General features: G+C 65.4%; 28 protein-coding genes and 1 pseudogene. 17 read left to right on the top strand and 12 right to left on the bottom strand.

The window, feature by feature from the left end; translation table 11 throughout:
• Window positions 1–72 precede the first annotated feature (72 nt).
• The 3 genes from ACOCG7_RS12925 to ACOCG7_RS12915 all read right to left on the bottom strand — a co-directional run bounded on the left by ACOCG7_RS12925 (window position 73) and on the right by ACOCG7_RS12915 (window position 1,099).
• Window positions 73–606, bottom strand: a complete 534-nt coding sequence (locus ACOCG7_RS12925) for an A24 family peptidase (RefSeq protein ID WP_310128591.1) — start codon at window positions 604–606, stop codon at window positions 73–75.
• Window positions 607–633: 27 nt separating this feature from the next.
• Window positions 634–819 (bottom strand): Flp family type IVb pilin, encoded by a 186-nt coding sequence (locus tag ACOCG7_RS12920; RefSeq protein ID WP_073428875.1) that lies wholly within the window; start codon window positions 817–819, stop codon window positions 634–636.
• Window positions 820–928: 109 nt separating this feature from the next.
• Window positions 929–1,099 carry a Flp family type IVb pilin gene (locus tag ACOCG7_RS12915; RefSeq protein WP_114164180.1) on the bottom strand — a complete coding sequence of 57 codons (171 nt, stop codon included), beginning with the start codon at window positions 1,097–1,099 and terminating at the stop codon, window positions 929–931.
• A gap of 1,079 nt (window positions 1,100–2,178) precedes the next feature.
• Between ACOCG7_RS12915 and ACOCG7_RS12910 the strand changes: the two genes are divergently transcribed.
• From ACOCG7_RS12910 to ACOCG7_RS12880, 7 genes are all read left to right on the top strand, one after another.
• Window positions 2,179–3,411, top strand: coding sequence for a glycosyltransferase family 87 protein (locus ACOCG7_RS12910; protein WP_421375732.1), 1,233 nt, complete (start codon window positions 2,179–2,181; stop codon window positions 3,409–3,411).
• Complete coding sequence (locus ACOCG7_RS12905; RefSeq protein WP_421375730.1) at window positions 3,408–4,682, top strand: glycosyltransferase family 87 protein; 1,275 nt, start codon at window positions 3,408–3,410, stop codon at window positions 4,680–4,682. The genes ACOCG7_RS12910 and ACOCG7_RS12905 overlap by 4 nt, the downstream gene beginning before the upstream one ends.
• A 58-nt stretch (window positions 4,683–4,740) precedes the next feature.
• On the top strand, window positions 4,741–5,790 hold the full coding sequence (locus ACOCG7_RS12900) for a glycosyltransferase (RefSeq protein ID WP_154873038.1): 1,050 nt from the start codon (window positions 4,741–4,743) through the stop codon (window positions 5,788–5,790).
• 15 nt (window positions 5,791–5,805) lie between these two features.
• Window positions 5,806–6,540, top strand: a complete 735-nt coding sequence (locus ACOCG7_RS12895) for a class I SAM-dependent methyltransferase (protein ID WP_421375727.1) — start codon at window positions 5,806–5,808, stop codon at window positions 6,538–6,540.
• A gap of 19 nt (window positions 6,541–6,559) precedes the next feature.
• Complete coding sequence (locus tag ACOCG7_RS12890; RefSeq protein ID WP_073428869.1) at window positions 6,560–6,937, top strand: GtrA family protein; 378 nt, start codon at window positions 6,560–6,562, stop codon at window positions 6,935–6,937.
• Between the two features lie 194 nt (window positions 6,938–7,131).
• Entirely contained in the window at window positions 7,132–8,067 is a 936-nt protein-coding gene (locus tag ACOCG7_RS12885; RefSeq protein WP_310118410.1) for a YihY/virulence factor BrkB family protein, read from the top strand.
• A 103-nt stretch (window positions 8,068–8,170) separates the two neighbouring features.
• Window positions 8,171–8,782, top strand: a complete 612-nt coding sequence (locus tag ACOCG7_RS12880; RefSeq protein WP_154873041.1) for a ParB/Srx family N-terminal domain-containing protein — start codon at window positions 8,171–8,173, stop codon at window positions 8,780–8,782.
• A 43-nt stretch (window positions 8,783–8,825) separates the two neighbouring features.
• Here ACOCG7_RS12880 and ACOCG7_RS12875 read toward each other — a convergent pair whose 3' ends face one another.
• On the bottom strand, window positions 8,826–9,041 hold the full coding sequence (locus ACOCG7_RS12875; RefSeq protein WP_154873042.1) for an HlyU family transcriptional regulator: 216 nt from the start codon (window positions 9,039–9,041) through the stop codon (window positions 8,826–8,828).
• Window positions 9,042–9,236: 195 nt separating this feature from the next.
• Between ACOCG7_RS12875 and ACOCG7_RS12870 the strand changes: the two genes are divergently transcribed.
• From ACOCG7_RS12870 to ACOCG7_RS12860, 3 genes are all read left to right on the top strand, one after another.
• A complete protein-coding gene (locus tag ACOCG7_RS12870; RefSeq protein ID WP_421375724.1) occupies window positions 9,237–10,337 on the top strand; it encodes a glycosyltransferase family 4 protein in 1,101 nt (366 codons plus the stop codon).
• Between the two features lie 57 nt (window positions 10,338–10,394).
• On the top strand, window positions 10,395–12,182 hold the full coding sequence (locus tag ACOCG7_RS12865) for an HAD hydrolase family protein (RefSeq protein WP_421375722.1): 1,788 nt from the start codon (window positions 10,395–10,397) through the stop codon (window positions 12,180–12,182).
• A gap of 100 nt (window positions 12,183–12,282) precedes the next feature.
• Complete coding sequence (locus ACOCG7_RS12860) at window positions 12,283–13,527, top strand: phosphatidylserine decarboxylase family protein (RefSeq protein WP_421375720.1); 1,245 nt, start codon at window positions 12,283–12,285, stop codon at window positions 13,525–13,527.
• A 51-nt stretch (window positions 13,528–13,578) separates the two neighbouring features.
• Here the strand turns inward: ACOCG7_RS12860 and ACOCG7_RS12855 are convergent, their stop codons facing one another.
• Window positions 13,579–14,571: a chemotaxis protein CheB gene (locus ACOCG7_RS12855; RefSeq protein WP_421375718.1), complete on the bottom strand. Its 993-nt coding sequence runs from the start codon at window positions 14,569–14,571 to the stop codon at window positions 13,579–13,581.
• 302 nt (window positions 14,572–14,873) lie between these two features.
• Between ACOCG7_RS12855 and ACOCG7_RS12850 the strand changes: the two genes are divergently transcribed.
• The 3 genes from ACOCG7_RS12850 (at window position 14,874) to ACOCG7_RS12840 (ending at window position 16,092) form a co-directional block, all read left to right on the top strand.
• On the top strand, window positions 14,874–15,287 hold the full coding sequence (locus ACOCG7_RS12850) for a DUF6566 family protein (RefSeq protein WP_421375716.1): 414 nt from the start codon (window positions 14,874–14,876) through the stop codon (window positions 15,285–15,287).
• Complete coding sequence (locus tag ACOCG7_RS12845; RefSeq protein ID WP_421375714.1) at window positions 15,284–15,760, top strand: hypothetical protein; 477 nt, start codon at window positions 15,284–15,286, stop codon at window positions 15,758–15,760. Before ACOCG7_RS12850 ends, ACOCG7_RS12845 begins: the two co-directional genes overlap by 4 nt.
• 86 nt (window positions 15,761–15,846) lie before the next feature.
• Entirely contained in the window at window positions 15,847–16,092 is a 246-nt protein-coding gene (locus ACOCG7_RS12840; RefSeq protein WP_083081416.1) for a hypothetical protein, read from the top strand.
• Window positions 16,093–16,101: 9 nt separating this feature from the next.
• Here ACOCG7_RS12840 and ACOCG7_RS12835 read toward each other — a convergent pair whose 3' ends face one another.
• The 3 genes and pseudogenes from ACOCG7_RS12835 to ACOCG7_RS12825 form a co-directional block, all read right to left on the bottom strand.
• Window positions 16,102–16,314, bottom strand: a complete 213-nt coding sequence (locus ACOCG7_RS12835; RefSeq protein ID WP_421375711.1) for an extensin family protein — start codon at window positions 16,312–16,314, stop codon at window positions 16,102–16,104.
• Between the two features lie 37 nt (window positions 16,315–16,351).
• Window positions 16,352–16,801: pseudogene (locus ACOCG7_RS12830) on the bottom strand (extensin family protein); the annotation flags it as partial.
• Between the two features lie 24 nt (window positions 16,802–16,825).
• Window positions 16,826–17,143 carry a four-helix bundle copper-binding protein gene (locus ACOCG7_RS12825; protein ID WP_073428859.1) on the bottom strand — a complete coding sequence of 106 codons (318 nt, stop codon included), beginning with the start codon at window positions 17,141–17,143 and terminating at the stop codon, window positions 16,826–16,828.
• Between the two features lie 325 nt (window positions 17,144–17,468).
• Between ACOCG7_RS12825 and ACOCG7_RS12820 the strand changes: the two genes are divergently transcribed.
• From ACOCG7_RS12820 to ACOCG7_RS12805, 4 genes are all read left to right on the top strand, one after another.
• Window positions 17,469–17,621 (top strand): DUF6496 domain-containing protein, encoded by a 153-nt coding sequence (locus ACOCG7_RS12820; RefSeq protein WP_167363281.1) that lies wholly within the window; start codon window positions 17,469–17,471, stop codon window positions 17,619–17,621.
• A gap of 40 nt (window positions 17,622–17,661) precedes the next feature.
• Window positions 17,662–17,787, top strand: coding sequence for a hypothetical protein (locus ACOCG7_RS12815; RefSeq protein ID WP_268801993.1), 126 nt, complete (start codon window positions 17,662–17,664; stop codon window positions 17,785–17,787).
• 397 nt (window positions 17,788–18,184) lie between these two features.
• Window positions 18,185–19,243, top strand: coding sequence for an ABC transporter substrate-binding protein (locus ACOCG7_RS12810; protein ID WP_073428858.1), 1,059 nt, complete (start codon window positions 18,185–18,187; stop codon window positions 19,241–19,243).
• A gap of 103 nt (window positions 19,244–19,346) precedes the next feature.
• Window positions 19,347–21,032 (top strand): GMC family oxidoreductase, encoded by a 1,686-nt coding sequence (locus tag ACOCG7_RS12805; RefSeq protein WP_421375708.1) that lies wholly within the window; start codon window positions 19,347–19,349, stop codon window positions 21,030–21,032.
• A 30-nt stretch (window positions 21,033–21,062) separates the two neighbouring features.
• On the opposite strand, the gene ACOCG7_RS12800 is transcribed toward ACOCG7_RS12805, so the two are convergent.
• From ACOCG7_RS12800 to ACOCG7_RS12785, 4 genes are read right to left on the bottom strand one after another with little or no spacing between them, the layout of a single operon-like run.
• Window positions 21,063–22,490 (bottom strand): aldehyde dehydrogenase family protein, encoded by a 1,428-nt coding sequence (locus tag ACOCG7_RS12800; RefSeq protein ID WP_421375706.1) that lies wholly within the window; start codon window positions 22,488–22,490, stop codon window positions 21,063–21,065.
• Between the two features lie 27 nt (window positions 22,491–22,517).
• Window positions 22,518–23,312 (bottom strand): ABC transporter permease, encoded by a 795-nt coding sequence (locus tag ACOCG7_RS12795; protein ID WP_073428855.1) that lies wholly within the window; start codon window positions 23,310–23,312, stop codon window positions 22,518–22,520.
• Window positions 23,309–24,217 carry an ABC transporter permease gene (locus tag ACOCG7_RS12790; RefSeq protein ID WP_073428854.1) on the bottom strand — a complete coding sequence of 303 codons (909 nt, stop codon included), beginning with the start codon at window positions 24,215–24,217 and terminating at the stop codon, window positions 23,309–23,311. The genes ACOCG7_RS12795 and ACOCG7_RS12790 overlap by 4 nt, the downstream gene beginning before the upstream one ends.
• Complete coding sequence (locus ACOCG7_RS12785) at window positions 24,214–25,557, bottom strand: NAD(P)/FAD-dependent oxidoreductase (protein ID WP_421375703.1); 1,344 nt, start codon at window positions 25,555–25,557, stop codon at window positions 24,214–24,216. The genes ACOCG7_RS12790 and ACOCG7_RS12785 overlap by 4 nt, the downstream gene beginning before the upstream one ends.
• Window positions 25,558–25,580 lie beyond the last annotated feature (23 nt).

Raw genomic sequence — 25,580 nt, 5'->3', positions numbered from 1 at the left:
CGTTTGCCACTGGCGCTACAGGCTGTACCGCTGTTAGCTGCCTCGTATCGAAGGCAACCCCGGATTGCTCGGCTACGCAGCCGATGCGAACAACACACCTAATGTCCCGGCGGCAATGGCGACGCCGTAGGGCAGTGATCCAACCGATTCGACCTGCAGATGCTCACGATTCCTCGCCCGTTGTGCGGGGCGCCACGCGCTCGTCGTCATGCACCAGAGATTCACGAGCAACTGCCGCATGCGGCCTTGATGCAAGGCGACCCACAGCGACCAGATTCCGCCGATGACGAACGTCGCCAGTGCGATGCGCACGGTCAGCGCCGGTCCGACCCAGGCGCCGATCGTCAGCAGCAGCTTGACGTCGCCGGCCGCCATGCCGCGCAGCAGATAGAACGGCAGCAGGACCGCGAAGCCGGTCAACGCGCCCATCAACCAGTCCGCGCCGCCCGCAAGCGGGCCTTGCAGCCACACCTGCACCACCAGCGCGGCGGCGAGGCCGAGCGCGATGATCCGGTTCGGAATGCGCCGGCTGGTGATGTCCGTGCTGGCGGTCACGATGGCCAGCGCGATCACGCATGCGGGAATGGGTTGGGGCGGCAGTAACATGACGTGTCCGGTCTCGTTCTTCTGCGTTCATGCGAGCGCCGCCGCGACCTTCGTCGCGATGCGCTGATAGAGATCGCTCACGGAGCTGCCCAGTGAAGCGACGGCGCCGAGGACCGTCACCGCGATCAGCGACGCGATCAACGCGTACTCGATCGAAGTCACGCCGCCTTCGTCTCGCAGAAGCTGCTTCACTACGTCGCTCCATGCATGCATGACGATCTCCTGAATGGGTTCGTTGCCGGGTCCCGTTTGGCAACGGGCCCGCAACGATCTTAAGGAAGACGGGAGAGACGGAAAAACCGCTCACCCGTCAATCCCGTCTCTACAGTTCCGAGCCGATCGTGGTGAACACTGAGTCCAGCTTTTCGCCAACGGTCTTGACCGCACCGATGATGACGACCGCGATCAGCGCGGCGATAAGTCCGTATTCAATGGCGGTGACACCATCTTCGTCACGAACGAAACGCTTGGCTTGGGCGATGATGTTTTGCATGGCTAACTCCTTTGGATGGCAACAATAAGCCCTTGACCTGAACAGGCTGAGGGAAGGAACTACAAAGGAACTACAGGGCACTACGGAAAAAACCGGCGTCGAATCTAGACCTGACGTGTTGGTGCGCGCGCAAGAGCGTGCAAACCGGTCGGGGCCGGGGATTCCTTGCGAGGAAACGGATAGGGGAGCGTGAGCGCGGCGATCGGCCGGGCGCACGGTCCATGAAGATCACCTTCAGCGCGTTGGTGCGCGCCGCGGACGATCGATGCAATGGCAGCAGGGAACGTAGCGTTCGAGTCGCTGTTGCGGCGGTGGGTCCGCCGCTTGGTTTGATGGTTCTTCATCTCGTGGTCCTCTGCTTCGTTGCTCGTTATTGGCTTCCGGTGTGAGCTGGAGCCCGCTAGTCAGTCGGCGACCACCCTCTGTTCCATCCACACGCGCTGTGATGTTCTTGCAGCAGCGCATGCGGACGAACTTCCCCGTGGCTGACTTCCGTCGCGGTTCAGGCTCTCGCTTGTCGCTGCTGCCTGAATCGCATCGGTCGTCACGTCGTCGACTTCCGCGCTTTCCCCTTTGCAAGCTCCAGGCCAGCGACCCCAAATGCCAGGAAAGACGGCGTTGACGCCGATTCGTCCGCACTTCGGTTGCGTTCCTGAAGCACAGGTTGTCTCCGATCTGCGACGTTTTCGGGTGCCGGCCGGCCACGCTGAAAAACCCGCGGAGGCCCGCCAATCAAGGCGCTGCGCAAAATTTCTAGCGATTTACCCTGGGACCAGTTCAACGCCTCGGCGGTCGATATCGGGAGGTTTTCAATCGGCTTGCCAGCCCAAACCGTTGCATGCGTGAAACATGACCTCTTCGGCACGCTCGAAATCGCGCCGAATTTCCGCTTCGAGGGGTTGATTTCGGACCTGCCTCGGCTGGGCAGGAAAACGATGGGTTGAAAGTCTGAATATTTCCTACAACAATGAATCGACCGTAAGCGCGCGACGTTCACTTCGCTAGCTTAGGAATAGAAAGAAAAAACGAATCGACCGGATGAGTAGAAAAACATTCGGACCTCATGTGAGGCGGGGATCATGTATCTTTGGGATCGGGGAACGCTTGGTGCGGAACATCGCATCCATAGCTGGCTGACGCGCGAACGGGTGCTGCTTTATAGCTGCACGATGCTCGTGCTTTGCGCCATCATGCTGGCGGCATGGGGCTGGACTAGCGGCGGTTTCATGGCAACTGACGTTACCCGACCCGGCGTCGATTTTTCGGTGTTCTGGACTGCGTCGCACGTGATGCTGCACGCTACGCCGGCGGCGGTCTACGACTATCCGACGTTTGCGCGCGCCGAGGCAGCGCTATTCGGTTTGCACGGTTTCTTGCCGTGGCTTTATCCGCCCACATTGCTGCTGCTCGTCGCGCCGCTTTCCCTTTTGCCGTACCCCCTCTGCTATTTGATGTTTGTCTGCGTCGGCGCGCGGCTGTTTGCGGCTGGCACGCTGGGCGTTACCGGATTCGCTGCTCAGTTCCGGCAACGGAAATTTGCTGCCCTCGTTGTGCTTGCGTATCCAGGCGTCTTTGCTGCAGCAATCGTTGGGCAGAATGCGTTGATTACCGCCGCGCTAATGGCGTTCGCCGTTCGCTGGACGGAACGATATCCCATACGAGCGGGAATCTGTATCGGTTTGCTGGCAACCAAACCACAATTAGCCGTGTTATTTCCGGTTGTGCTGATAGCGGCGCGTGCATGGAAAACCATGTGGGCTGCGGCAATCAGCGCTGCGGGGTTTGTTGGAATCAGTGTGCTCGTGTGCGGCACGCAATCACTCCGCGCGTTTATAGTCGGCACCAGCCTGGCGCGAGAGTTGGTGCTCGAGAATCGCGTCCTGTACTGGCCTTCGTCTCCGACGCCGTTTGCGGCCCTGCGTCTCGCAGATGCGTCTGCCGGCATGGCTTATGCGGCGCAAGGCGCTGTCGCCTTGATCGCTGCTACGGCAGCGTGCTATGTGTGGCGATGCACAGACGATCTGAGAATGCGCGCCGCGGTGATTGCAGTGGCGACGCTGCTAGCCAATCCGTACGTATGGTTTTACGAACTGACCTGGCTCGGTGTTGCGCTTGCCTGTCTTGCTGCGTGTGGCCTTGAAAGAGGCTGGCGGCGCGGCGAGCAGACTGTTCTGGTGCTTGCGTGGCTGCTGCCGGTATACGAACTGTTCAATCGCCTGACTCACTTGCCCCAAATCGGACCGATGGTGCTGCTGCTGGTGCTGCTCGTCATCGTGCGGCGCGCGCGGCTCGACACAGAGGTGACGGCATGAATCCGCACGCGTTCCGTCATGCGCCGTCGAAGTCACGGCCTTTGCCCGCGTTGCAGGTGGCGGGTCCGCGGCGGCGTCCGCATTGGCTCAATGCAAACCGGCTGCGGCTCTATCCGCTCGTCGTGTTCGCCTGCTTCGCATTGTTCGTTGCGATCTATCTGTTCCGCCTGAACACGCAGAGCGGGATCAGTCCGCTCATGGTGGACTTCCTGCCGTTCTGGAGCGCGGCGGTCATGGCTCTGCAGGGGCATGCGGTCGACGCCTATAACGTGCACGCGCTTTCGCTGATCGAGATCGGCGCGATGCCGCATTTCGCCACGGTCGACGGCATCCTGCCGTGGCTGTACCCGCCCAATGCGCTGCTCATGATCGTTCCGCTCGCGCTGCTTCCTTATAAGCTGGCGGCGGCGGTGTGGCTCGGCGGCGCGTATCTGCTATTCGTCAAGACGATTCGCACGATCTTGCCGGACCGGCATGCCCTTCTGCCCGCGCTGTTCTTTCCGGGCGCGCTGTTCGTCATCACCGTCGGGCAAAACGGTTTGCTGACGGCCGCGCTCGCCGGATGCGGCCTCGTGTGGCTGCGTCGCCGCCCGGTCGCGGCGGGCATCTGCTTCGGCCTCTTGTGCATGAAGCCGCAACTGGTGGTGCTGTTTCCGCTGGCGCTGCTGTGCTCTCGTTCGTGGCGCGCGCTGGCCGCGATGGTGGTGACGGCGGGGGCCACACTCGGCTTCTCGCTGCTCGCATTCGGCACCGGCACGCTGGGCGCGTTCCTGCATAACACGGGGATCGCCACCTACAGCATCGAATCGGCGCACGCGACGCTCGCGCGCATGCCGACCCTCTTCGCGCTCGCGACGCTGCTGCACGCGCCCGCGCTGCTCGCTTATGCGGCGCAGGGCGCGTGTGCGCTGCTCGCCGCGGCGGCGGTCTGCTACGCATGGGGACGCGAAAGCTCGCACGCGCTGCGCGCCGCCACGCTGGTCTGCGCGAGCCTGTTCGTGAGCCCCTATCTTTACGACTACGACCTCGCCTGGTATGGCGTGTTGATCGCGTGGTATTGCCGGCATGCGCTGGCCGAAGGCTGGCGGCGCGGCGAACGCGAATGGCTGGTGGTCCTGTGGATCGCGCCGCTTGCCGGCATGCTGATCGTCGCCATGGGGCCGTTCCAGTTCATGCCGTTGATTTCGCTCACCACGCTCGCGATGCTGGTCGGGCGCATCGCGGTCGAACGGCGCGCGGCGCCGGTCTTGCAAGCTTACGTGGACGAATGAGAGACGAGTAACGGCTCATCCGCACGAGGCGTCAAATCAGAATTACGGGGAGGTCATCATGTCTGAACATAACAATATTCCATTGATTTCACTGGTGGTGCCGTTCTACAACGAAGGCGAGGCAGTCGGCCATTTCTTTAGCGAGATCGTTCCGGTGCTCGAAGGCATCGAATCGACGCGCTTCGAAATCGTCTGCATCAACGACGGCAGCAACGACGGCACGCTCGACAAGCTCATCGCCGCCAGCGTGCGCGACCCGCGCATACGCGTGATCGACCTCACGCGCAACTTCGGCAAGGAGGCCGCGCTGACGGCCGGCATCGACGAAGCGTGGGGGGACGCGGTGATTCCCATCGACGCGGATTTGCAGGATCCGCCGAGCCTGATTCCGGTGATGATCGAACACTGGCGCGCAGGCGCGGAAGTGGTGGCCGCCAAGCGGGCCAACCGCGCATGCGATACGTTCGCGAAGCGCACCGCCGCCTCGATCTACTATCGCGTTCACAATGCGCTCTCCGAAGTGAAGCTGCCGGAAAACGTCGGCGATTTCCGTTTGATGGACCGCCAGGTGGTCAACGCGCTGCGCAATTTGCCGGAGCGGCGGCGCTTCATGAAGGGGCTCTTCGCATGGGTCGGCTATCGCACCGTGATCGTCGAGTATCAACGCGAACCGCGCAGCGCGGGCCGTTCGAAATTCTCCGGATGGCGCTTGTGGAATTTCGCGCTCGAAGGCATCACGAGTTTCAGCACCGTGCCGCTGCGCAGTTGGACCTATATCGGTCTCGCGATCGCGACCGTGGCTTTCGTGTACGGCGGCTTCATCATCGGCCGCACGCTGTGGCTCGGCAATCCCGTGCCGGGTTATGCGTCATTGCTTTCCGTGATGCTGTTCATGGGCGGCATCGAGTTGATCGGCATCGGCGTGGTCGGCGAATACATTGGCCGCATCTACTACGAGACGAAGGGGCGGCCGGTCTATCTCGTGCGCCGCCGCTATCAGGAGAACAGCAAGATCAGCACGCTGCCGGTCGGGCGCAACGGTTCGCGCGCGTCGAACATGGTACGGATCGACGCGGCACGCAAGCGCGTGCGCTTCGCGAGCCGCTGAACGGAGGCGCGAATCATGTCCCCCGACGCTTATCTTCAGATGGCCGAGACCGAGTCCGAACATTGGTGGTTTCGCGGCCGGCGCGACGTGTTGCGTTCGGTGTTGCGTCGCCTCGCGTTGCCGTCGCGTGCGCGCGTGCTCGAAGTGGGTTCGGGCACCGGCGGCAACCTCGACATGCTGGCCGGATTCGGCAGCGTGAGCGGAATGGAAATGGACGAAACGGCGCGCAGGCTGACCGCGCAAAGCACCGGTGCGCGTTTCGACATCCGCGCCGGGCGATGCCCGGACGATCTGCCGTTCCATGGCGAACGCTTCGATCTGATCTGCTTTTTCGATTGCCTCGAACACATCGCCGACGACGTCGCTTCGCTCGAACGCATGCGGGACGTGCTGGCCGTGGGCGGAAAGGTCGTGGTGACGGTGCCGGCCTATCAATGGCTGTGGAGCGCGCACGACGTGCATCTCCATCACCATCGGCGCTACAGCCGGGCGACGCTGGCGGCGTGCGCCGCAAAAGCGGGGTATCGCATCGAGCGCATCACGTACTTCAACACGCTGCTGCTTCCGCTCGCGATCGCCGTGCGTTTTGCCGATCGCCTGTTCAGACGCGGCGAGTCGAGCGGGGACGCCGTGCCGTCCAGTGCGCTGAACGCGCTGCTTTACCGGATCTTCAGCGCCGAGCGTCACTGGGTTTCACGCGGCGCATTGCCGTGCGGCGTGTCGCTGCTCGCCGTGCTGAGCGCGAAGTGACGCACAGGGTGAAGCACCCATGACGAAGCGCACGGAGTTGATACGGCTGATGCGCTTCGGCGTATGCGGACTCTCGGCGACAGGCCTGCATATCGCGATTGCCGTGGTGTTGATCTCGCGCGCCGGTGTCTCGCCGACGCTCGCCAACACGGTCGCGTTCGCCTGCGCGACCTGTTGGTCGTATCTGGTGAATACGCTGTGGAGCTTTTCGTCGTCGCTTCGCGTGCGCAACGTTTGGCGATTCATCGCCGTGTCGCTCGGCGGTGCGGCTTTGACCGGCCTTGTATCGACGCTCGCGCAAGTTGCGGGAGCGGGGCCGTGGATCGGGATTGCTCTCGTGGTTTGCGCGGTCACGCCGCTTTCCTTTCTCACGCACCGCCGCTGGACGTATCGCTAGCGCGCGGCGGCGCGCGCTTATCTCGTTGGTCTTCAGCGCCGGCTTCGCGCGGCGGGCATGCGGGATGCTCGCCTGCCAGCCAGGTGGAGGCGAGGCGCGGCCCCGGAGCGATCGTATCCGTCATGATGCGGGCGAGCGGTGCGCGGGGATGCCAGGCGGCTCGCCCTTTCCACCGCTAGACAGTGAGCCGCGCCATGACTTCGAGACCGCTGCAATTCGCGCACAAGCCAGGAGGCACACGCAATTTGCGGGGCGTCGCCCTAACGGCGCTCAAACGCTTTTCATCGGACCGCTGCACGACACTCGCCGCGAGCATCGGCTTCTATTCGGCTTTCTCGCTCGCGCCGACGCTGCTGATCGTGCTGACGGTGGCCGGCTGGTTTTTCGGCGAGTCGGCCGCAAGCGGCAGGCTGTTCGCACAAGTGCGCGACGTCATGGGCAAGGACGCGGCAATGGCGATGCAAACCATTGTCGAACATGCTCATCGCGCGAGCGGCGGCGGTCTCGCCGCGCTTGTGTCGACGGGGCTGCTGATCGTCGGCGCGTCGGCCACCTTCAGTTCGCTGAACACCGCATTGGATGTCGTTTTTTCAGCGCGACAGCGCTCGGGCATGGCGGGGCTCGCGCTGCTCGTGCGGGCGCGGCTCATCTCAGTGGGCCTGGTGCTCGGCGTCGGCTTTCTGCTGGTCGTCTCGCTCGTGCTCGATGCGGCGATCGCTTACGTCGGACATCGAATACTCGGTGACTCGCCGCTGGCCGTCGCGGCGCAGATCGCGCAGACCGTGTTCGGCTTGCTCGTACTATGGGCCGCTTTCGCCGCGCTATTGCGCTGGCTTCCGGATACGCGCGTGCGGTGGACTCAGGCATTGAGCGGCGCGGCGGTATCGGCGGTTCTCTTCACCGTGGGACGGCGGCTCTTCGGCATCTATCTGGCTTATGCCGGCACGGCGAACTCATTCGGCGCGGCGGGCTCGCTTGCGGTCTTGATGATGTGGCTTTACTTTTCGGCGGCCGTATTCCTGCTCGGCGCGGAGATAGCCGCCGCGATGGGCGAGCGCCGCGACCCTCGCGACGATCGACGGAATGCGAAAAAACCTCCCGGCAAGGTAACGGGCAGCGCTCACGGGTGACGGCCGGGCGCGCCGTCGCTCGCGCTGCATGGCGTCGGGCGGGAAACCCGGCATCGGCCAAACGTTGCTTGCATGACAGGCGATAGATCACGGCGTAACACGAATGAAACCCGCGATGCTCTGGCTACCATTGATCCTCTTAAGACCGACGCAGATAACGGTGGGTCTGATCTACGTCGCCGTCAAGATCGACATCATGCGGCGGATGGAGGACGGCGCGCGCAAGCGTTTCATGGAAAAGCACGCGATCAAATGCGCGCGCGCCGCGGACGGCTCCTTGCATATCGTCGATCATCATCATTGGGCGCGAGCCTGGCATGACTGCGGCATCGAGAAGGTTCCCGTCGAGATCGTGGCGCACTTGCCCACGGATTGCTCAAACGGCATCTGGACCGCGCTCGCTGAAAGAAGCTGGCTGCATCCCTATGACGAATTCGGGCGGCGTCGCGACGCCAGCGAGCTTCCCGTCACGGTCGGACTGATGCGCGACGATCCGTATCAAAGTCTTGCGGCGTTGACGAGACGCGCCGGCGCCTATCGCAAAGCTCACGCGACGTGCAGCAGTTTCATCTGGACGGACTTCATCCGCGGCGCCGTGCAACTGGAGGGAAGCGACACCGTTGCTTTCACCAGCGCGCTTCTAGCCTCGATAAAAGCCGCGCGCAGCGACGCGGCGCGAGCGCTGCCGGGGTTCATCGGCAATCGCGATCAGTAGGGCTTCATTGCGCGCTACCGCTTAACCCGCGCCTAACCCGCGCTCAACCGTTTTCATCGACCCATTCGATTGCCCAGCGCCGCGCGTATTCCATCGCATCGCGTTCCGAAGGAAACTGCCCCAGGTCGCCTGACCATTTCTGCTCGACCAGTTGCGTGCCGTCGGCGGAGCGGCGCAACAGTTTCGCGCGTGCGAAGTAGTGGCCGCCTTCGCTCAACGGCGTGGCGTCGATATGAAAATCCTTGTAGTCGAATTCCATTATTTCCCCGCCGTGCTGTTGCGATACGTGTTGGCGCAGCAAACGTTGCGCCCGTCACGGCTCTTCACCGCTGACGCGTATCTTTTTCCACCGACTCGCGGCATCCGCGCTTCGCTCGGGGCATCGCACCGCCCGCGTCGCTGGCACACGCCATGCGCGGTTGCCGGCATGGGTGGCCTTCAGCAAGGAATCGGAATGCGAGTCGCACAGGTTTCTCCGTTGTACGAGCGCGTGCCGCCGCTGGCCTATGGCGGAACCGAGCGCGTGGTCGGCTGGCTGACCGACGGCCTCGTCGAACGCGGCCACGACGTGACGCTGTTCGCCAGCGGCGACTCGTCCACCGCTGCGCACCTCGTGCCCGGCAGCGCGTGCGCCGTGCGGTTGATCGAGAACAGCGCCGACGCGCAGGCGTTTCACTTCGCGATGCTGGAAGAGGTCGTGCGGCGCTCCGCCGAGTTCGACATCGTGCATTTCCACACCGATTACCTCGGCTTCCCGTTCGCGCGCCGGCTGGTTTGCCCGAGCGTGACGACCTTGCACTGGCGCATGGACGTGCCCGGCCTGGCCGACCTGTACCGCCAATTCGCCGACATACCGCTGGTCTCCATCTCGAACGCGCAGCGCGCGCCGGTGCCGTGGGCGAACTGGCGCGCGACCATCGGTCATGGCTTGCCCGAGCGGCTGTATCGCTTTCGCGCCGAAGCGGGCGGCCATGTTGCATTCCTCGGCCGTATCGCGCCGGCCAAGCGGCCCGACCTGGCGATCGAGATTGCCGCGCGCGCCGGTGTGCCGATCGAGATCGCCGCGAAAATCGACAACGGCGACCGCGACTACTACGAGAAGCGCATCGCACGCCTGTTCGACATGCCGCACGTGCGCTTTCGCGGCGAACTCGACGACGCGGGCAAGAGCGACTTGCTCGGCGGCGCGCGCGCGTTGCTGTTCCCGATCGATTGGCCCGAGCCGTTCGGTCTTGTGATGATCGAGGCGCTGGCATGCGGCACGCCGGTGATCGCGTTCGGCAACGGCTCGGTGACGGAAATCATCGAGGACGGCGTGACCGGCTTCATCGTCGATTCGGTCGAAGAAGCCGTCGCGGCGGTGAAGCGTGTCGGCATGTTGAGCCGCGTGCGTTGCCGCGAGGAATTCGAGCGGCGCTTCACGGTTCAGCGAATGGTCGACGCATACCTCGGCGTCTATGAAGAACTCCGCAACGCGCGCAGAGCCGGCGAGTCCCGGGGTACGCGCGAGGCGGACATGCCCGCGCCGATGCAAGCCGCTGCTGCGCCTAAGTAAGTCGAATGAGTGAGTCGAATGAGTGAACCGAATGAGTCAATCGAAGGAGGAAAGAGGATGCGATTTTTCGCCGTTGCGACCGACTACGACAACACGCTCGCTTCCAACGGCCGGGTCGGCGACGCGGCCTGGGCCGCGCTCGACCGGCTGCGGGCCTCGGGGCGGCAAGCCATTCTCGTCAGCGGACGGGAACTGGATGATCTTCTGAATATCTGCCCGCGGCTCGACGTGTTCTCGCGCGTCGTCGCGGAAAACGGCGGCGTACTGTACGACCCGTCGAGCGGCGAACGCCGCCTGCTCGCCCCCGCGCCGCCTCCGCGCTTCGCGGAAGAATTGCGCAAGCGCGGCCTGGGCGATTTCAGCGTCAGCGAAACGCTGGTTGCGATGATGCGGCCCAACGAACAAACCGCGCTCGCGGCCATTCGCGATCTCGGCCTCGAATTGCAGATCGTTTTCAACGGCGACGCGGTGATGATCGTCGCGCCGGGCGTCTCGAAGGCGAGCGGATTGCAAGCGGCGTTGAACGATCTCGCGCTGTCGCCGTTCAACGTGGTCGCGATCGGCGACGCCGAGAACGACCATGCATTACTCGCTGCGTGCGGTTTTCCGGTGGCCGTGGCGAACGCCTTGCCGGCCCTGAAGGAACACGCGGTCTGGGTCACGCGCCAGGCGGCCGGCGCGGGTGTCGCCGAGTTGGTCGATGCGCTCGTCGCCGACGATCTGCGCAGCCATGCGAGCCCCGCGATGCGCAATCAGGTGACGCTCGGCCAGCGCCGCGACGCGCCCGACGAAGCGCCGCTCGGCTTCCCGGCGCACGGCACGATGGCGTTGCTGGTGGGCGAGTCGGGTTGCGGCAAGTCCACCGCGACCGCCGGCTTGCTCGAACGGTTGACCGCCGCCGGCTGCCAGTTGTGCATCATCGATCCCGAGGGCGACTACGGCGGCGACGACAGCATCATCGCCGTGGGCGACGCGCACACCGCGCCGCCGCTCGACGAGGTATTGCAACTCTTGCGGCGGCCCGGCGTGCCGGTTGTCGCGGCCAACTTGCTGCGGGTGCCGCTGGATGAGCGGCCGGGCTTTTGCGCGGCCCTGTTGCTGCACATCCAGCAATTGCGTCTGCAAACCGGCCGCCCGCATTGGCTAGTGTTCGAGGAAGCGCATCATCTGTTTCCCGCGGACTGGGCGGGCGTCGCGCAGACGATTCCCGAGGCGCTCGAAACCGCGCTCGCGATCACGGTGTCGCCCGATCAGGTGTCGCCCGCGTTCCTGCGCCAGGTGAACACGGTGCTCGCGATGGGGCGCGACGCTCGCGCCGCATTGGCGCAATTCGCGGCGGCGGTCGGCCGTCCCGCGCCGACGTCCGCGGCGTTGCCGTCCAAACCCGGCGAAGCGTTGTTTTGGCGCGTCGACGACGAGGCGCAGCCGCCTTGCGTCGTTCTGCTCGAACCGGGCAACGAGCATCGCCGCAGACATCGCCGCAAGTATGCCGAGGGGATGTTGATTCCCGAACGCAGCTTTTACTTTCGCGGCCCGCAAGGCGCGCTGAATCTGCGTGCGCACAATCTGATTCTGTTCCTCGAGATCGCCGAGGGCGTCGACCCGGCGACGTGGCAATTCCATCTGGAGCGCGGCGATTATTCCCGCTGGTTCGAGAACGAAATCGGCGATGCCGAATTGGCGCAGGAGGCGCGGCAGATCGAACGGGATCGTCACCTCAGCCCGGCGGAGAGCCTCGACCTGATTCGAACCGCCGTGCAGGCGCGCTATACGCAGCCGGAAAATCCGTCGCTGCCGGCCATACTGTCCAGTTCGACGCAAACGGGACAGGCGGCGGGCGAATAGACAAACGCGCCGATAGATTTCAGCGCTCAGCCGCAAGCGCATCGCCATGCGGGGAATGGATTTTGCAGCGCCTCGGCAATCTCATTGCCGGAGCCACCCGATGACCAGTGAATCGAAGAAACCGCTCGAACAACGGCGCCGCCTCGGCGGATGGCTGCCCGATAAGGAAGCCGAACTCGTCGCGTTCAGGAAGGAACTCGCGCGGCGGGCGCGGCAACGCGCGGCCAGCGCGCCGCGCACCCACGTGGTCGATGAACTGCGTGCGTTGATCGAAGGCGACACGGTGCTGCGAATGAATCTGAGCCGGGCGATCGACCAGGCGCAGTCGGCCGGCTACGAACTCGGCTATTCGACGATCGGCGAGCTGATCGACATCATCGACTACGTGACGACGTATGCGCCGCCCTTCAGCGAGTCGAGCCTGATTCACTGTCCGCTCAACGCGCTGCTCGACTGGCCGATGTGCATGCCCTCGGGGTATGCCGTGTTTCGCGACCCGGCGTTCAACGCGCGACTCAAGCGCGTTCTCAATGTGTGGTGCGGTTTCCTGAGCGGGCCGCATTCGAGAATGCATCTGAACGGCTCGCCGGACGGATGGTTCTGCGAGGAGGCGCAACAGCGGCTGGGCATCTCGCAGTTCCTGTGCGATCCGCACGAACCGCATTGGGGCTTTGCCTCATGGAACAGCTTTTTTACCCGCCAGTTCAAGCCCGGCGCGCGCCCGCTCGCCGAAGCGGGGGATAACAAGATCATCGTGAGCGCCTGCGAGGCATCGCCGTATGAAGTGCGGCACGGCATCAGGTTCGAGGACAGTTTCTGGCTGAAGTCGCAGCCGTACTCGGTCAGGGAAATTCTCGAACGCAGCCCGCGCGAACTCGCCGAGCGCTTCGTCGGCGGCTCGATCTATCAGGCTTTCCTCAGCGCATTCAACTATCACCGTTGGCATGCGCCCGTTGCCGGAACGATTCGTGAAGCGTACCAGGTGGATGGGACCTACTATTCGGACGCGGAGTCGGAAGGCGAGGACCCCGGCGGGCTGAACGATTCGCAGGGCTACACCACGGCGGTCGCCGCGCGCGCCGTGATCGTGATCGACTGCGACGATCCGGCGATCGGGCAGGTGGGCTGCGTTTTCGTCGGCATGGCCGAGGTGTCGTCGTGCATGATCGACGTGTTCCCCGGCCAGCACGTGAGCAAGGGCGAGGAACTGGGCTTCTTCCAGTATGGCGGCTCGACCTACTGCCTGATATTCGAACCGGACGTGATCCGCAGCTTCGTCGTGCAACCGCCTTTCGACAACGCGCAGCCGATCCGGGTCAACGCGCATCTCGCGACAGCACGGTAGCGCGATAGCACCGCGGCAGCGCTGCCAAAGCGCGCGGCAGGAGAAGCGCGCTCAATCGATTTCGGCCGCCGTCTGCGCGATGCTGCGCACGGCGCTCACCGCCGACTCCAGCCGCTGCAGACTCGCGCGCAGCGGCGCGACGCTGCCGTCGCCGTGCTTCTCGCTGTGAGCGAGCGCCTCGCGCAGCAGAACCACGCGTTCCTGCAAGCGGCGTATCGACGCCCACAGCGCGTCTTCCGTGCCGTCTTTCTGCGCATGAGCCAGCGAGAGTTCGGAGAAGGCGTGGCCCGTATGGCACCGGAAGCGCAGCGGCTCGCCGTCGTCGAGCCGCCACAGGATGCCGCCGCATTCCGGACAGGTGAGCGCGCTGCGTTTGCCGATCGCATCGAGATCGGCGGGCTCGGAGCGCAGGCCCAGCGCGATGCGGCTTTCCAGCGCGGCTTTGTCGGTCGAGTGTTCCATCGTCGGGTTCTCGGGTGCGGGGGCCTTCACCGCGGCAACGATCGCATCGCCGAGCTTGTCGATCGGCGCGATGACGTCGACGCGGGTGGCCCGTAATGCGCTGCGCGGCATCGACGGGGCGACGCAGTCAGCCGGATCCTGAACCATCGCGACGCCGCCGGCGGCCGTGATCGCGCGCAAGCCGGCTGCGCCGTCGTCCAGATCGCCGGTGAGCACGACGCCGATCGCGCGCGAGCGGTATTCGACGGCGGCCGAGCGGAACAGCGGGTCGATCGCCGGCCGGGCGAAGTTTTCCTTGGGGCCGTGCGAGAGCCGCACGCGGGTCTGATGAATCAGCATATGACGGTCGGGCGGCGCGACGTAGACCGTCGACGGCAGCACCGCCTCGCCATCGCGCGTATCGGCGACGCGCAACGCGGTCTCCCTCTGCAACAGTTGAGGCAGCACGCTGTCCCAACTGCCGATGTGCATCACGATCAGCACGGCCGCGTCCATGTCGGGCGGCAAGGATCCCACCAGCGTTTTCAGCGCCGCGAGACCTCCAACGGAGGCTCCGACGACGACGACTCTTTTTGCAGTCATGTCGGCCTTATGTTCGTCACCTTTGAACCGATGACTCGCAATTTTCGATCCGCCAAGTATGAACGCCGTCGGCAAGGCCTGGCAGCGCCTGAAAGCGGGGAGATGCAGCCCGCCGCGGCACGCGCCGGCCATGCGCGCAGACGACTGCGGCTTGCCGGCACTTTGCAAACCTTACCCGGTGGCGATGAAGAGGCTGGTGGAGCGGCTCACGGCCGATCGACGGGTCGCTTTCGGGCCATCTCGGCTTCGCGGCACAAGCGTTGCTCCACGGCGGATGAAGCGACCGCAATGTGGAGATGCGCATGGCACACGGGGACCCGTCCCGCACGCAAGATGGCGCGCCGCCCATCGACGCCGCGAACGGACCCTCCGTGAATGGGCCCGCGACGCACGACAGCCCGCGCGCGAACGAAGACCCGTCTGTCGGGCCGGCCGTCCCCGGCGAAGCCGGTGGAACGATGCATCTGACGCATCGGGGCGTCGACGCGACGGTGAGCGCGCGGCAGAACCCGCAGGGCGCATGGGTGGACGTGATCGTCGCGTCGCAAGCGGGCAAGCCGTTCGCGTTGCCCGACGCGCAGCCCATCACGCCTGAATGGCTGACGCGCGAGGAAGCGTTGCGCGCGGGTGTCGAACGCGCCTGTTTCCTGATAGACCGATGCCTGCGCGACAGCGGCCCGGACCGTGACGTGCTCGATTGGGAGGCCAGGCAATGACTCTTCTCGCCAGCATCATGCGCCGCGCGCTCGTGTCGGGCAGCGCGGCGGGCAGCGCCGCCGCCGTCGCCGCCGCGGCGCGCGCGCCCGCCGAGGGCAGCACGCCTTACGCGCCGATCAACGCGGTGACGCACAGCTTGTGGCCGCGGCGGGCCTTCAGCGAGACTGGGCCGAGCGCGCGTTTCACGTTGACCGGCCTCGCGATTCACCAGGCCGCGGCGGTGTTCTGGGGCCTGCTGTTCGAAGCCCTGCTGGCGCGCCGGCAAAACACGCACGGCGCGCGTCCCGGCGCCGCGGCGATCGCGGCGGCGGCCGGCACCACGGCGGCAGTGGCTTACGTGGTCGACTATCACGCGGTGCCGAAGCGGCTCACGCCCGGTTTCGAGGCGCACCTGTCAGGGCGTTCGATGTTTCTGATCTACGCCGCGCTTGCGGCCGGTTTCGCGGCGGCCGCGCTTCGCCGCAAAGAATAAACAGCGTCCGCGGCAAAGCGGATCGCCCACCCTTCCCGCGCCGGCGCATCTTGCGATGCTTGCGGGTTCGCATCAAGGAGACCGTCATGGAGTTCAAGTACAAGTCCTGCACGATTCACGCGACCGCGAGCCTCGACGGCGACGCGATCGTCGCCAATGCGCGAATCTATATGCCGTCAGCGGACGATTGCCCGGCCGACGATACCCATGAGATGGAGTTCCACCGCGATTTCCTCGATGAACACGAGGCGATCGAATTCGCGCACGAGCGCGCCGTCGCGTGGCTCGACGAACATTGGGACGCGGAGCTGGACCGTCCGGTCGGCGCATAGCGAAGCGCGCTAGCTGCATAGCCGATAGGCGCCCATGTCCAGATGGAAATGCGCGCGGTGCAACGCGTCGTAGTCGGGGCCGAGCACGGCATTGAACACGCTGCAAGCGCCGTCGTGCGCAAGCTTGACGAACGCGCCCGCGCGCGTGTCGCTCGCCCAGTCGCGGGCGACCGTGATCCGCGTGCCGTCGGTCAGCAACGAAGCCCTCGATATCGATCGCATTGGCGAACGCATGCTGGCTGAGCGAGCCTTGCGCGGCACGGGCGACGTTCCTGCACGCGTAACTGCCCACGTGCAGGATCTGCCGCACGTCCTCGCCATACACCGCGCGCGCGGCCGGCTGCAAGTAGTGGCGGTCGTACATCGCAAGGCCGAGTGCGAGCGGACAGGTGGCGAGAAAACGGCTGCTCACCCGCGCTTCGTCGAGGCGCTCGACGCGCAGCGCGTCATGCAGCGCGCAACCTTCGGGCGTGGCCTGATCGGCGACCGGCGCATACGTCAGATGCGAGGTGTTCAACGCGGCGCGGCAGGCCTGCGGATCGCGCGTCGCGCGCCAGAGCTTCCACGAAGTCAGCGGGCCTGGCGGCGCCTGAACGTTCAACGGTGCAAACGGATTCCAGCGCTCGGGAATCGATACGCGCTGAGTGGCGACGAGCCACGCTCCCACGAGCGCGGCGCCGGTCAATGCCAGCAGGACAAGGCGCAGCATGCGCTCACAGCGACGCGGCGGCGCTCACAGCGCGCGGCACGCTTCCGCGCACGCACGGCAGGCGTCGCTGCATGCCTGGCAATGCGCCGGAGGATGACGGCCGCATTCGTCCGCGCATGAATCGCAGATTCGCGCGCACAGGTCGCAGAAATCACGCATGAATTCGGTGTCGCGCGCGAGCGCCGCCGACGTGAACCGGCACAGCGATGCGCAGTCCAGATCCAGCCGGATGCACTTTTCCATCTCGGGCAGCGCGCCTTCGGCGATGCACGCCGAAGCGCAGTTCTCGCACGCCCTGGCGCACTTGTCGAGTGCTTCGATGCAGCGGTCGGCGTCGTTCATGGTCGACTCTCCTAGGGTTTGGCGGCGCGGGGCCGCGAGCGTTGTAAGTACTTCCCGGGCGGTTGAATATTTGACCGCGCTTTGAAATCACAGACGCGCGATCGATGTGGCGTATCGACCCACGCGGCCGATTCCTCGCCGGATGCCCGTTGCAGGCAAGCAGCATCGACTGTTCCCACGCGGCGCATCCCGCGCATTTGGCACGCGCATTGCTCGTCAACAGGCGTGACATGTCGAGCGATCGAGCGTGCCTCGCGCGCCCGACGAACAGGTGCCGGCCGGCATCGTGAAGCGCGCAGTTTGACGAACTCAACTGGAGGTCATCATGCCGTTAAAGAGAGGAACTTCAAGAGAGACCGTCTCGCACAACGTCAAGACGGAAACCAAGCATGGCAAGTCGCAAAAGCAGGCGGTCGCCATTGCGTTGAATCAGGCGCGCAAGTCGGGCGCGAAGATCCCGAAGAAGAGCGGCAAGTGAGTGCCGCCGCTCGCGCGTCATCCTCAACACGGGAGTCGTTATGAGCAATACCAAGCAGTCCAACACCCAGCCGGCCAACCCGAAGGAGCCGGCCAAGGAAAAGGCCCAGCAGCAACAGAACCAGCAGAAAGCGCCGCAGCACCAGGGCGGCCAGCGGCAGCCTTGAGTCCAACGGGGAAATGAGCGGTGCGCCGTAGCGGGCGCACCATGAGTCGCGCGCGGCGCCTGAACGGCCGCGCGTTTTTATTGGTACTTTCCCCAGCGCCGCTGGGCTCATCGGCCAACCTGGCCCAGGCATGCGTCGCACGATCCCCGCTCCTGCTTAGCAGGCTACGGGTCATTCGATCGTCATAACGTGACGTCATGGACCCTCAAACAATTCCGGCGTTGTCGCGGCAAATTAGACTCACTATATTTTGATCAAACGCGCGGTATAAGGCCCGCTCCCCTTTGCGTTTCCCGCATCGCCGCCGTTTTCGCCGCCGGCGCGAGGCGCCGACGAAAGCCGCATTACATAGACGATATTTTTCGCTCACCCGCTCACCCGTATCGAGGACAAAGTCGTGATCAAGAAGCCAACGTTGCGCCCGCTTGTCGCTGTTCTGATCCTTGGGGTCGCGAGTCTCGCGACTGTGTGTCCGACGCCCGCCTTCGCCGCGGGAAAAATCACGTTCGTCTCGCAAGGCGGCACGTATCAGGAAGCGCAGACCAAGGCGATTCTCGACCCGGCGGCGAAGCTGCTGAACATCACCGTCAACCAGGACAGCATTCCGGACGCGTGGCCGCAAATCAAGGCGCAGGCCGCCACCGGCAAGCCGATCTGGGACGTGGTGGATACGCCGACATCCAACTGTCTGCGCGGCGGCCGCGAGGGTCTGCTGGAAAAGCTCGATTTCTCGAAGATCCCGAACGGCGCCGCGATGCCGGAGAAATACCGCACGCCGTACTCGGTCGCCTATGAGTTCTATTCGACGGTGATCGGCTACAACAAGAAGACGTTGAAGAAGGTGCCGCAAAGCTGGGCCGATTTCTGGAACGTGAAGGCGTTTCCCGGCTCGCGCGCGCTGCGCAACGATCCGCAGACGGTGCTCGAAGCCGCGCTGCTCGCCGACGGCGTGCCGCGCGACAAGCTCTATCCGCTCGACGTCGATCGCGCGTTCAGGAAGCTTCAGCAGATCAAGCCGGACGTGACCGTGTGGTGGACCTCGGGCGGGCAGTCCGCGCAATTGCTGCACGACGGCGAAGTGGACATGACGATGATCTGGAACGGCCGCGCGAGCGCCGTGCGCAAGGACAATCCCGATGTCGACTTCACCTTCAACGACGGCATTCTCCAGAACACGCAGTTGTGCGTGCTGAAGAACGCGCCGAATCTCGCCGACGCGATCAGGTTCGTCAACGCCGCCGTCTCGCCGGAATTGCAGGCGAATCTGCCGCGTTATATCGACTACGGTCCGGGCAATCCGGCCGCCTTCAAAACGGGCAAGATCGACGCGAAGCGCGCGAGCGAACTGCCGAGTTCGCCGGAGAACGCGGCGAAGCAGGCGCTCATGTCGGAAGATTGGTGGGCCTCGGACGCGGGCATCCAGGCGAAGGCGCGCTGGCTCAAGTTCATGCAGTGAGGCGGGTCTAACGCATTGACCGGCGCGCGGGCCGCTGAACCCAGCGGCTCGCGCGCAAGGTCGTTTCCTGTCGCAGCTTCCATCGCCCGCGCATTCATCGAACGTGATCGACTATCTGATTCTCGGCGGCGGCTCGGCCGGCTGCGTGCTGGCCGCGCGCCTGTCCGAAGACCCCGGCAAGACGGTTTGCCTCATCGAGGCGGGCCGCAATATCTCGCGTACGGACATGCCCGCGGCGGTGCGCAGCCGCTATCCGGGCCGCGCTTATCTCGACACGGCGAACATCTGGCGACGCCTGAAGGCGCGCATGAGCGCGTCGGCGACGACACGCCGCTACGAACAGGCGCGTTTGCTCGGCGGCGGCTCGGCGATCAATGCGCTCATGGCCAATCGCGGCGCTCCCGCCGACTACGACGAATGGCACGCGCTCGGCGCGCACGGCTGGACCTGGAGCGCGTGCCTGCCGTATTTCCGCAAGCTCGAACACGATTGCGACTTCGGCGGCGAACTGCATGGCGCGAGCGGTCCGCTTCGCATTCAGCGCGCGAAGTGGGCACGCATCTCGCCTTTCGTGCGCGCGGTGCTCGCCACGCTCGACGCACGCGGCCACGTGCGGCGCGACGATCAGAACGGGGCGTGGGAGGACGGCACGTTCATCGGGGCGATCGCGGTGAGCGAGGCGGGCGAGCGCATTCCGACTTCGGTCTGTTATCTCGACGACGCCGTGCGGGCGCGGCCCAATCTCACGATCCGCACGGGCAGGGTGGTCGAGCGTGTGCTGTTCGACGGCAAGCGCGCGGTGGGTGCGCGCATCGTCGGCGGCGAAGCGAACGACGGCGCGGCCGAGGATGTGCTGGCCGCGCAGGTGATCGTTTGCTCGGGCGCGATCCACAGTCCCGCGCTCCTGATGCGAAGCGGCATCGGACCCGCCGCCGACCTCGCGGCGCTCGGCATCGAAGTGCGCGCGGATCGGCCGGGCGTCGGCGGCAATCTGATGGAGCATCCGTCGATCGCGGTCTCCGCCGTCTTGCCGCGCGCGGCCCGCACGCCGTTTCCCGATGAACATCACGAGCAGGCCATCGTGCGCTTTTCGTCAGGCGTGCGCGATACGGTGCCCGGCGACATGCACGGCGCGATCCTCTCGCGTTCGGGCTGGCATTCGGTCGGTTATCGGCTCGGCACGATCTTCTTCTGGGTGAACAAGTCGTACTCGCGTGGGCGCGTCACGCTCACGTCGGCGGACCCGCATGGCGAGCCCGCCGTCGACTTCAACATGCTGTCCGATCCACGCGATCTCGAACGGCTGAAGCTCGCGCTGCGCTTCGGCGCAACCACGCTGGCCGATCCGATGATGGCGCAACATCGCGCCACGCTGTTGCCTTCGAGCTATTCGCCGCGCGTCGCGAGCGTGGCCGTGCCGGGTGCATGGAACGCGTTGCAGCGCGGCACGCTGAGCGCGCTGCTGGATATCGCCGGTCCGCTGCGCGGGTGGCTCGTGCGGCGCGTGGTCACCCAAGGCGTGACGCTCGACGATCTGCTCGCCGACGATCACGCGCTCACGCGTTTCGTCACGCGTTCGGTGGGCGGCACGTGGCATCCGTCGGGAACCTGCCGGATGGGCGCCGCCGACGATCCGCTCGCCGTGTGCGATGCGCGCGGCGCGGTGTACGGCGTCGACGGGCTCTATGTGTGCGATGCGTCGCTGATGCCGTCGATACCTTGCGCCAACACGAATGTGCCGACCATCATGATCGCGGAGCGCATCGCGGATGGGCTGCGAGGGCGCTGATCGCCTCGCGCGCCTTCGCTTAAGTTGCACTCAATCGCCAAACCCCACGATTCCCTTCACTTCGAGAAACGCCTCCAGGCCCCACTCGGCGTATTCGCGCCCATTGCCCGACTGCTTGTATCCGCCGAAAGGCGAGCCCGCATCCCACGACGGATAGTTCAGGTATACGCTGCCCGCGCGCAACCTGAACGCCACGCGCCGCGCGCGTTCCAGGTCGGCGGATTGAACATAGGCCGCGAGGCCGAAAGGGCTGTCGTTGGCCATGGCAATCGCCTCTTCTTCGTCGCGATACGGCATGATCGCGAGCACCGGCCCGAAGATTTCCTCGCGCGCGATCGTCATCGAGGGGCGCACGTTCGCGAACACGGTCGGCTGCACGTAATAGCCGCGTTCGAGACCCGGCGGACGGCCGAGGCCACCCGCCACGACGCGCGCGCCTTCCTCGATGCCGGCCGCGATCAGCCGCTCCACGCGCTCGAACTGCACGCTGCTGACCACCGGCCCCATGGTCGTGCGTTCGTGGTCGGCGGGGCCGACGCACTGCGCCTTAGCCGCGCGCCGTGCGATCTGCGCCGCTTCGTCGTGACGCGCCGCGGGCACGAGCATGCGCGTCGGCGCGTTGCACGACTGACCGCTGTTGCCGAAGCACGCGTTGACGCCCGCGGTCACGGCCGCTTCGAAATCCACGTCGTCCAGCAGGATGTTGGCCGACTTGCCGCCGAGTTCCTGGTGCACGCGCTTGACGGTCGGCGCGGCAAGCTTCGCGATCTCGATGCCCGCGCGCGTCGAGCCGGTGAACGACACCATGTCCACGTCGGGATGCGCGGCAAGCGCCGCGCCGACGCTCGGCCCGTCGCCGTTGACGAGATTGAAGACGCCGGGCGGCACGCCCGCGGCGTCCAGGATCTCCGCGAACAGCAGCGCGTTCAACGGCGTGACTTCGCTCGGCTTGAGCACCATCGTGCAGCCGGCCGCAATCGCGGGCGCGGCCTTGCAGACGATCTGATTGATCGGCCAGTTCCACGGCGTGATGAGCGCGACCACGCCCACCGGCTCGTGATTGATGAGCGTGGTGCCTTTCCTGCGCTGCCAGGCGAAGCTCTCGCAAGTGCGGATCAGTTCTTCCAGATGCCGCCGGCCGATCCCCGCCTGCCACGCATGCGCCATCGCGCGCGGCGCGCCCAACTCGCGCGAAATCGTCTCGCCCATTTCGTCGTGGCGTTCGAGAAACACGTCGAGAATGCGGCGGATCAGCGCGAGGCGCTCGGCGGGCGTGGTTTGCGAGAACGAGGTGAACGCATGTTTGGCCGCCGCCACCGCGCGATCGATGTCGGCGGGCGTGCCCATCGCCACTTCGGCAATCGCTTCCTCGGTGCAGGGATCGATGACGGGCAGGCGAGCGGCGCCCGACGGCTCGACCCATTTGCCGTCGATATAGAACTTCAGTGCATTGGTCATGGCGTAGAGGGTTTTTGAAGGATGGGCTCAGGCGCGCGCCGCGCTGGAGCGGCGGCTCACCACGACGATCATCACGAGGCACAGCGTCAGCGCGGTAAGCATCGTGCTGATCGCGGCGATGGTGGGGTCGATCTCGTCGCGCAAGGTGACGAACATGCGGCGCGTGAGCGTCTGGTTGGTGCCGCCCGACACGAACAGCGCGACCACGGTTTCGTCGAGCGCCTGGATGAACACGAACACCGCGCCGGAAATCACGCTCGCCTTGATCTGCGGCAGCGTCACCGCCATGAAGCTGCGAAAGCGGTTCATGCCGAGGCTGCGCGCGACCATCTCCTGCGTGCGGTCGAAGGTGCGCAGATCCGCGCCGACCGAAATCAGCACATACGGCAGCCCGAGCATCGTGTCGGCGAGAATCAGGCCGCCGAGCGTATTCACATAGCCCGCCTGCGAGTAGACGAAAAACACGCCCACTGCGACGATGATGATCGGCACCATCAACGGCAGCATCAGCAGCGTGCGCAGATAGCGCATGATCCAGTGCGTGCCGTTCTGGATCGCGTAGGCGGCGCACACGCCGAGCGGCGTGGCGATCAGCGCGGCGGCGCTCGATGCGATGAGCGTGGTGCGCGCGGCGTCGATCCACGCGGGGTTGTCGAAGAACGAGTGATACCAGCGCAGCGAGTAGGCGGGCGGCGGGAAGGTCATGAAGCGCGTGTCGGAAAACGACAGCGGCACGACGATCAGCACCGGCACCATCAGGAACAGCAGGATCAGCACGACCGTCGCGCCGAGCACGATGCGTCCGAACGAGAGCCTGTTCATTTCGCCCCCAGGGTTTTTTCGAGCGGCACGACGCGGCTCGCGGCATAGAAGATCGCGCCCACGCAGACGAGCAGCACGACGCTCACCGCGCTCGCCGCGCCCCAACTGTTGTAGATCTCGACGTTGCGGCTCACCACCATCGACACCATGATCGACTTGCCGCCGCCCATCAGTTCGGGCGTGATGTAGAAGCCGAGGCACAGCACGAATACGAGGGTGACGCCGGCGAATACGCCGCTCATCGAGAGCGGCAGGAACACGCGCAGGAATACGTGCAGCGGCGAGCCGCCCAGGCTCGCGCCCGCTTGCGAGAGATTCGGCGGGATTTTCTGCATCGCCGAATAGAGCGGCAGCACCATGAACGGCAGCAGGATATGAACCATCGCGAGGATCGTGCCGAACTGGTTGTATGCGAGTTGCACGGGCCGGTCGATCAGGCCCGAGGCGATCAGCGCCTTGTTGACGAGCCCCGTGCGCTGCAACAGCACGAGCCACGCATAAGTGCGCACGAGCACGCTGGTCCAGAACGGCAGGATCACCATGCCGAGCACGAGCGCGCTGAGTTTCGGCGGCAGCGAGGCCGCGAGATACGCAACCGGATAGCCGAGCGCCAGCGTGATGACGGTCACGACGATACTCAGCTTGAACGTGAGCAGGAACGTGTCGACGTAGGCGCCCGTGAACATGCGCCGATAGTTGTCGAGCGTGAAGCCGTCGTGCCAGATGGATTGCCACGACAGCCACGCGAGCGGCACGACGAGCAGCACCACGATCACGAGGAGCGCGGGCGTCATCAGCAGAAGCATCGTGCGATCCTCGCGCCGCTGGTGGCGCGTGGCGGGATCGGACTCGGTGGCCTGGATCAAGGTGGGTTCCTGGAGCATCCGCTTGGCGGTTGTCATCATGCACCTACAGCGTCGAGAAACTGATACCACGCGGCGACGAGCCTCACGCCCGGCGCGCGCAGCGAATGAAAGGGCACGGGGCGCAGGCCGGGCGCGGCGAGCAGCGAAAGCTCGGGCGTTTCGCCGAGCGCGAGCGCGGCGGCGTGTTGTCCGAGCAGACTCGCCATCGCGACGCCTGCTCCGTTATACCCCAGACAAAAGGTCGTGGCGTCGTCGCTGCGGCCAACGTGCGGCAGCGAGTTGAACGTCATGCCCACATAGCCCGACCAGCGATACGCCACGCGCAGGTCCGCGAGTTCGGGAAAGAGCGCGATCATCGCGCGCTGCAACGCGTCGAAGCCGGTCGTTTGGCCTTCCTTGCCGAACGCGTCGCGTCCGCCGAACAGTATGCGGCCGTCCACCTTGCGGAACCACTTCATCATGCGCCGCGTTTCGGTGTAGCTGCGGCGCTCGACCATCAGGCGCGCGTCGAGTTCGGCGGGAAGGCGGGCGGTGGCGATCATCGCGCTGCGAAACGGCACCAGTTCGCGCTGATAGGGCGAGGTCGCGGGCGTGAGGTCGGAGTAGGCATTGGTCGCGACGATCACCTGTTTCGCGCGCACCGTGCCGCCGGGCGTGCGCAGCGTGACGCGCGTGTCGCCGGGCGCGCGGCGCATCTCCAGCACCGGCGTCGATTCGTGGATCGGCACGCCGCGCCGCGCGATGCCGCGCGCGAGGCCGCGCACGTATTCGAGCGGCAGGATCGTGCCGGCGTCCGCGCTCAGCACGCCGCCGACAAAGCCCTTGGAACCCGTCTCGCGCGTGACTTCATCGCGCGATTGCACGGTCATCGAGGTATCGCCGAGGGTCGTGCGCACCCAGTCGGCCTCGGCGCGGATCGACGCGAACGCGCGCTCGGTGTGCGCGCAGCGCAGGCTGCCGGTGTGCTCGAAGCGGGCGCGTTCGAGCCCGAACTCGTCGACCAGCGATTCGACGACGCGCACGCCTTCGTGCGCGAGCCGGTGCATGCGCTTCGCGGTGTCGAGGCCGTGCAGCGCGTGGATCGCCGGAAACGACAGCCTGAACTTCGACGACACCACGCCGCCATTGCGCCCGCTCGCGCCCCAGCCGACCGGGTTCGCATCGAGCACCACGCATTCGACGCCGCGCTTTTGCAGCGCATAGGCGGCCGCGAGGCCCGAATAGCCCGCGCCGATCACCGCGACTTCGACGTCGAGATCGCGCGTCAGCGGCGTGCCGAGCGCCGCGCTTTCGTCGGGCGATGTGGCGGCGAGCGCGCGCCAGAGCGAGTCCGGCTGGTTATGCGGCTGCTTGTCCGGCTGGTTATGCGGCGCGGGCATGAGGCGCGATGTCGTCGGCGCGG

It is taken from the genome of Paraburkholderia sp. DD10 (genome assembly GCF_049177125.1).
Lineage (GTDB): Bacteria > Pseudomonadota > Gammaproteobacteria > Burkholderiales > Burkholderiaceae > Paraburkholderia > Paraburkholderia terricola.
The sequence above is the reverse complement of the archived record's forward strand: the minus strand, read 5'-3'. Positions and strand labels throughout refer to the sequence as shown.

Bases quoted from the DNA above. Each gene is read 5' to 3' on its own strand.
- ACOCG7_RS12925 (WP_310128591.1), bottom strand. From the start codon at position 606: ATGTTACTGCCGCCCCAACCCATTCCCGCATGCGTGATCGCGCTGGCC.
- ACOCG7_RS12920 (WP_073428875.1), bottom strand. From the start codon at position 819: ATGCATGCATGGAGCGACGTAGTGAAGCAGCTTCTGCGAGACGAAGGC.
- ACOCG7_RS12915 (WP_114164180.1), bottom strand. From the start codon at position 1,099: ATGCAAAACATCATCGCCCAAGCCAAGCGTTTCGTTCGTGACGAAGAT.
- ACOCG7_RS12910 (WP_421375732.1), top strand. From the start codon at position 2,179: ATGTATCTTTGGGATCGGGGAACGCTTGGTGCGGAACATCGCATCCAT.
- ACOCG7_RS12905 (WP_421375730.1), top strand. From the start codon at position 3,408: ATGAATCCGCACGCGTTCCGTCATGCGCCGTCGAAGTCACGGCCTTTG.
- ACOCG7_RS12900 (WP_154873038.1), top strand. From the start codon at position 4,741: ATGTCTGAACATAACAATATTCCATTGATTTCACTGGTGGTGCCGTTC.
- ACOCG7_RS12895 (WP_421375727.1), top strand. From the start codon at position 5,806: ATGTCCCCCGACGCTTATCTTCAGATGGCCGAGACCGAGTCCGAACAT.
- ACOCG7_RS12890 (WP_073428869.1), top strand. From the start codon at position 6,560: ATGACGAAGCGCACGGAGTTGATACGGCTGATGCGCTTCGGCGTATGC.
- ACOCG7_RS12885 (WP_310118410.1), top strand. From the start codon at position 7,132: ATGACTTCGAGACCGCTGCAATTCGCGCACAAGCCAGGAGGCACACGC.
- ACOCG7_RS12880 (WP_154873041.1), top strand. From the start codon at position 8,171: ATGAAACCCGCGATGCTCTGGCTACCATTGATCCTCTTAAGACCGACG.
- ACOCG7_RS12875 (WP_154873042.1), bottom strand. From the start codon at position 9,041: ATGGAATTCGACTACAAGGATTTTCATATCGACGCCACGCCGTTGAGC.
- ACOCG7_RS12870 (WP_421375724.1), top strand. From the start codon at position 9,237: ATGCGAGTCGCACAGGTTTCTCCGTTGTACGAGCGCGTGCCGCCGCTG.
- ACOCG7_RS12865 (WP_421375722.1), top strand. From the start codon at position 10,395: ATGCGATTTTTCGCCGTTGCGACCGACTACGACAACACGCTCGCTTCC.
- ACOCG7_RS12860 (WP_421375720.1), top strand. From the start codon at position 12,283: ATGACCAGTGAATCGAAGAAACCGCTCGAACAACGGCGCCGCCTCGGC.
- ACOCG7_RS12855 (WP_421375718.1), bottom strand. From the start codon at position 14,571: ATGACTGCAAAAAGAGTCGTCGTCGTCGGAGCCTCCGTTGGAGGTCTC.
- ACOCG7_RS12850 (WP_421375716.1), top strand. From the start codon at position 14,874: ATGGCACACGGGGACCCGTCCCGCACGCAAGATGGCGCGCCGCCCATC.
- ACOCG7_RS12845 (WP_421375714.1), top strand. From the start codon at position 15,284: ATGACTCTTCTCGCCAGCATCATGCGCCGCGCGCTCGTGTCGGGCAGC.
- ACOCG7_RS12840 (WP_083081416.1), top strand. From the start codon at position 15,847: ATGGAGTTCAAGTACAAGTCCTGCACGATTCACGCGACCGCGAGCCTC.
- ACOCG7_RS12835 (WP_421375711.1), bottom strand. From the start codon at position 16,314: ATGCGATCGATATCGAGGGCTTCGTTGCTGACCGACGGCACGCGGATC.
- ACOCG7_RS12825 (WP_073428859.1), bottom strand. From the start codon at position 17,143: ATGAACGACGCCGACCGCTGCATCGAAGCACTCGACAAGTGCGCCAGG.
- ACOCG7_RS12820 (WP_167363281.1), top strand. From the start codon at position 17,469: ATGCCGTTAAAGAGAGGAACTTCAAGAGAGACCGTCTCGCACAACGTC.
- ACOCG7_RS12815 (WP_268801993.1), top strand. From the start codon at position 17,662: ATGAGCAATACCAAGCAGTCCAACACCCAGCCGGCCAACCCGAAGGAG.
- ACOCG7_RS12800 (WP_421375706.1), bottom strand. From the start codon at position 22,490: ATGACCAATGCACTGAAGTTCTATATCGACGGCAAATGGGTCGAGCCG.
- ACOCG7_RS12795 (WP_073428855.1), bottom strand. From the start codon at position 23,312: ATGAACAGGCTCTCGTTCGGACGCATCGTGCTCGGCGCGACGGTCGTG.
- ACOCG7_RS12790 (WP_073428854.1), bottom strand. From the start codon at position 24,217: ATGATGACAACCGCCAAGCGGATGCTCCAGGAACCCACCTTGATCCAG.
- ACOCG7_RS12785 (WP_421375703.1), bottom strand. From the start codon at position 25,557: ATGCCCGCGCCGCATAACCAGCCGGACAAGCAGCCGCATAACCAGCCG.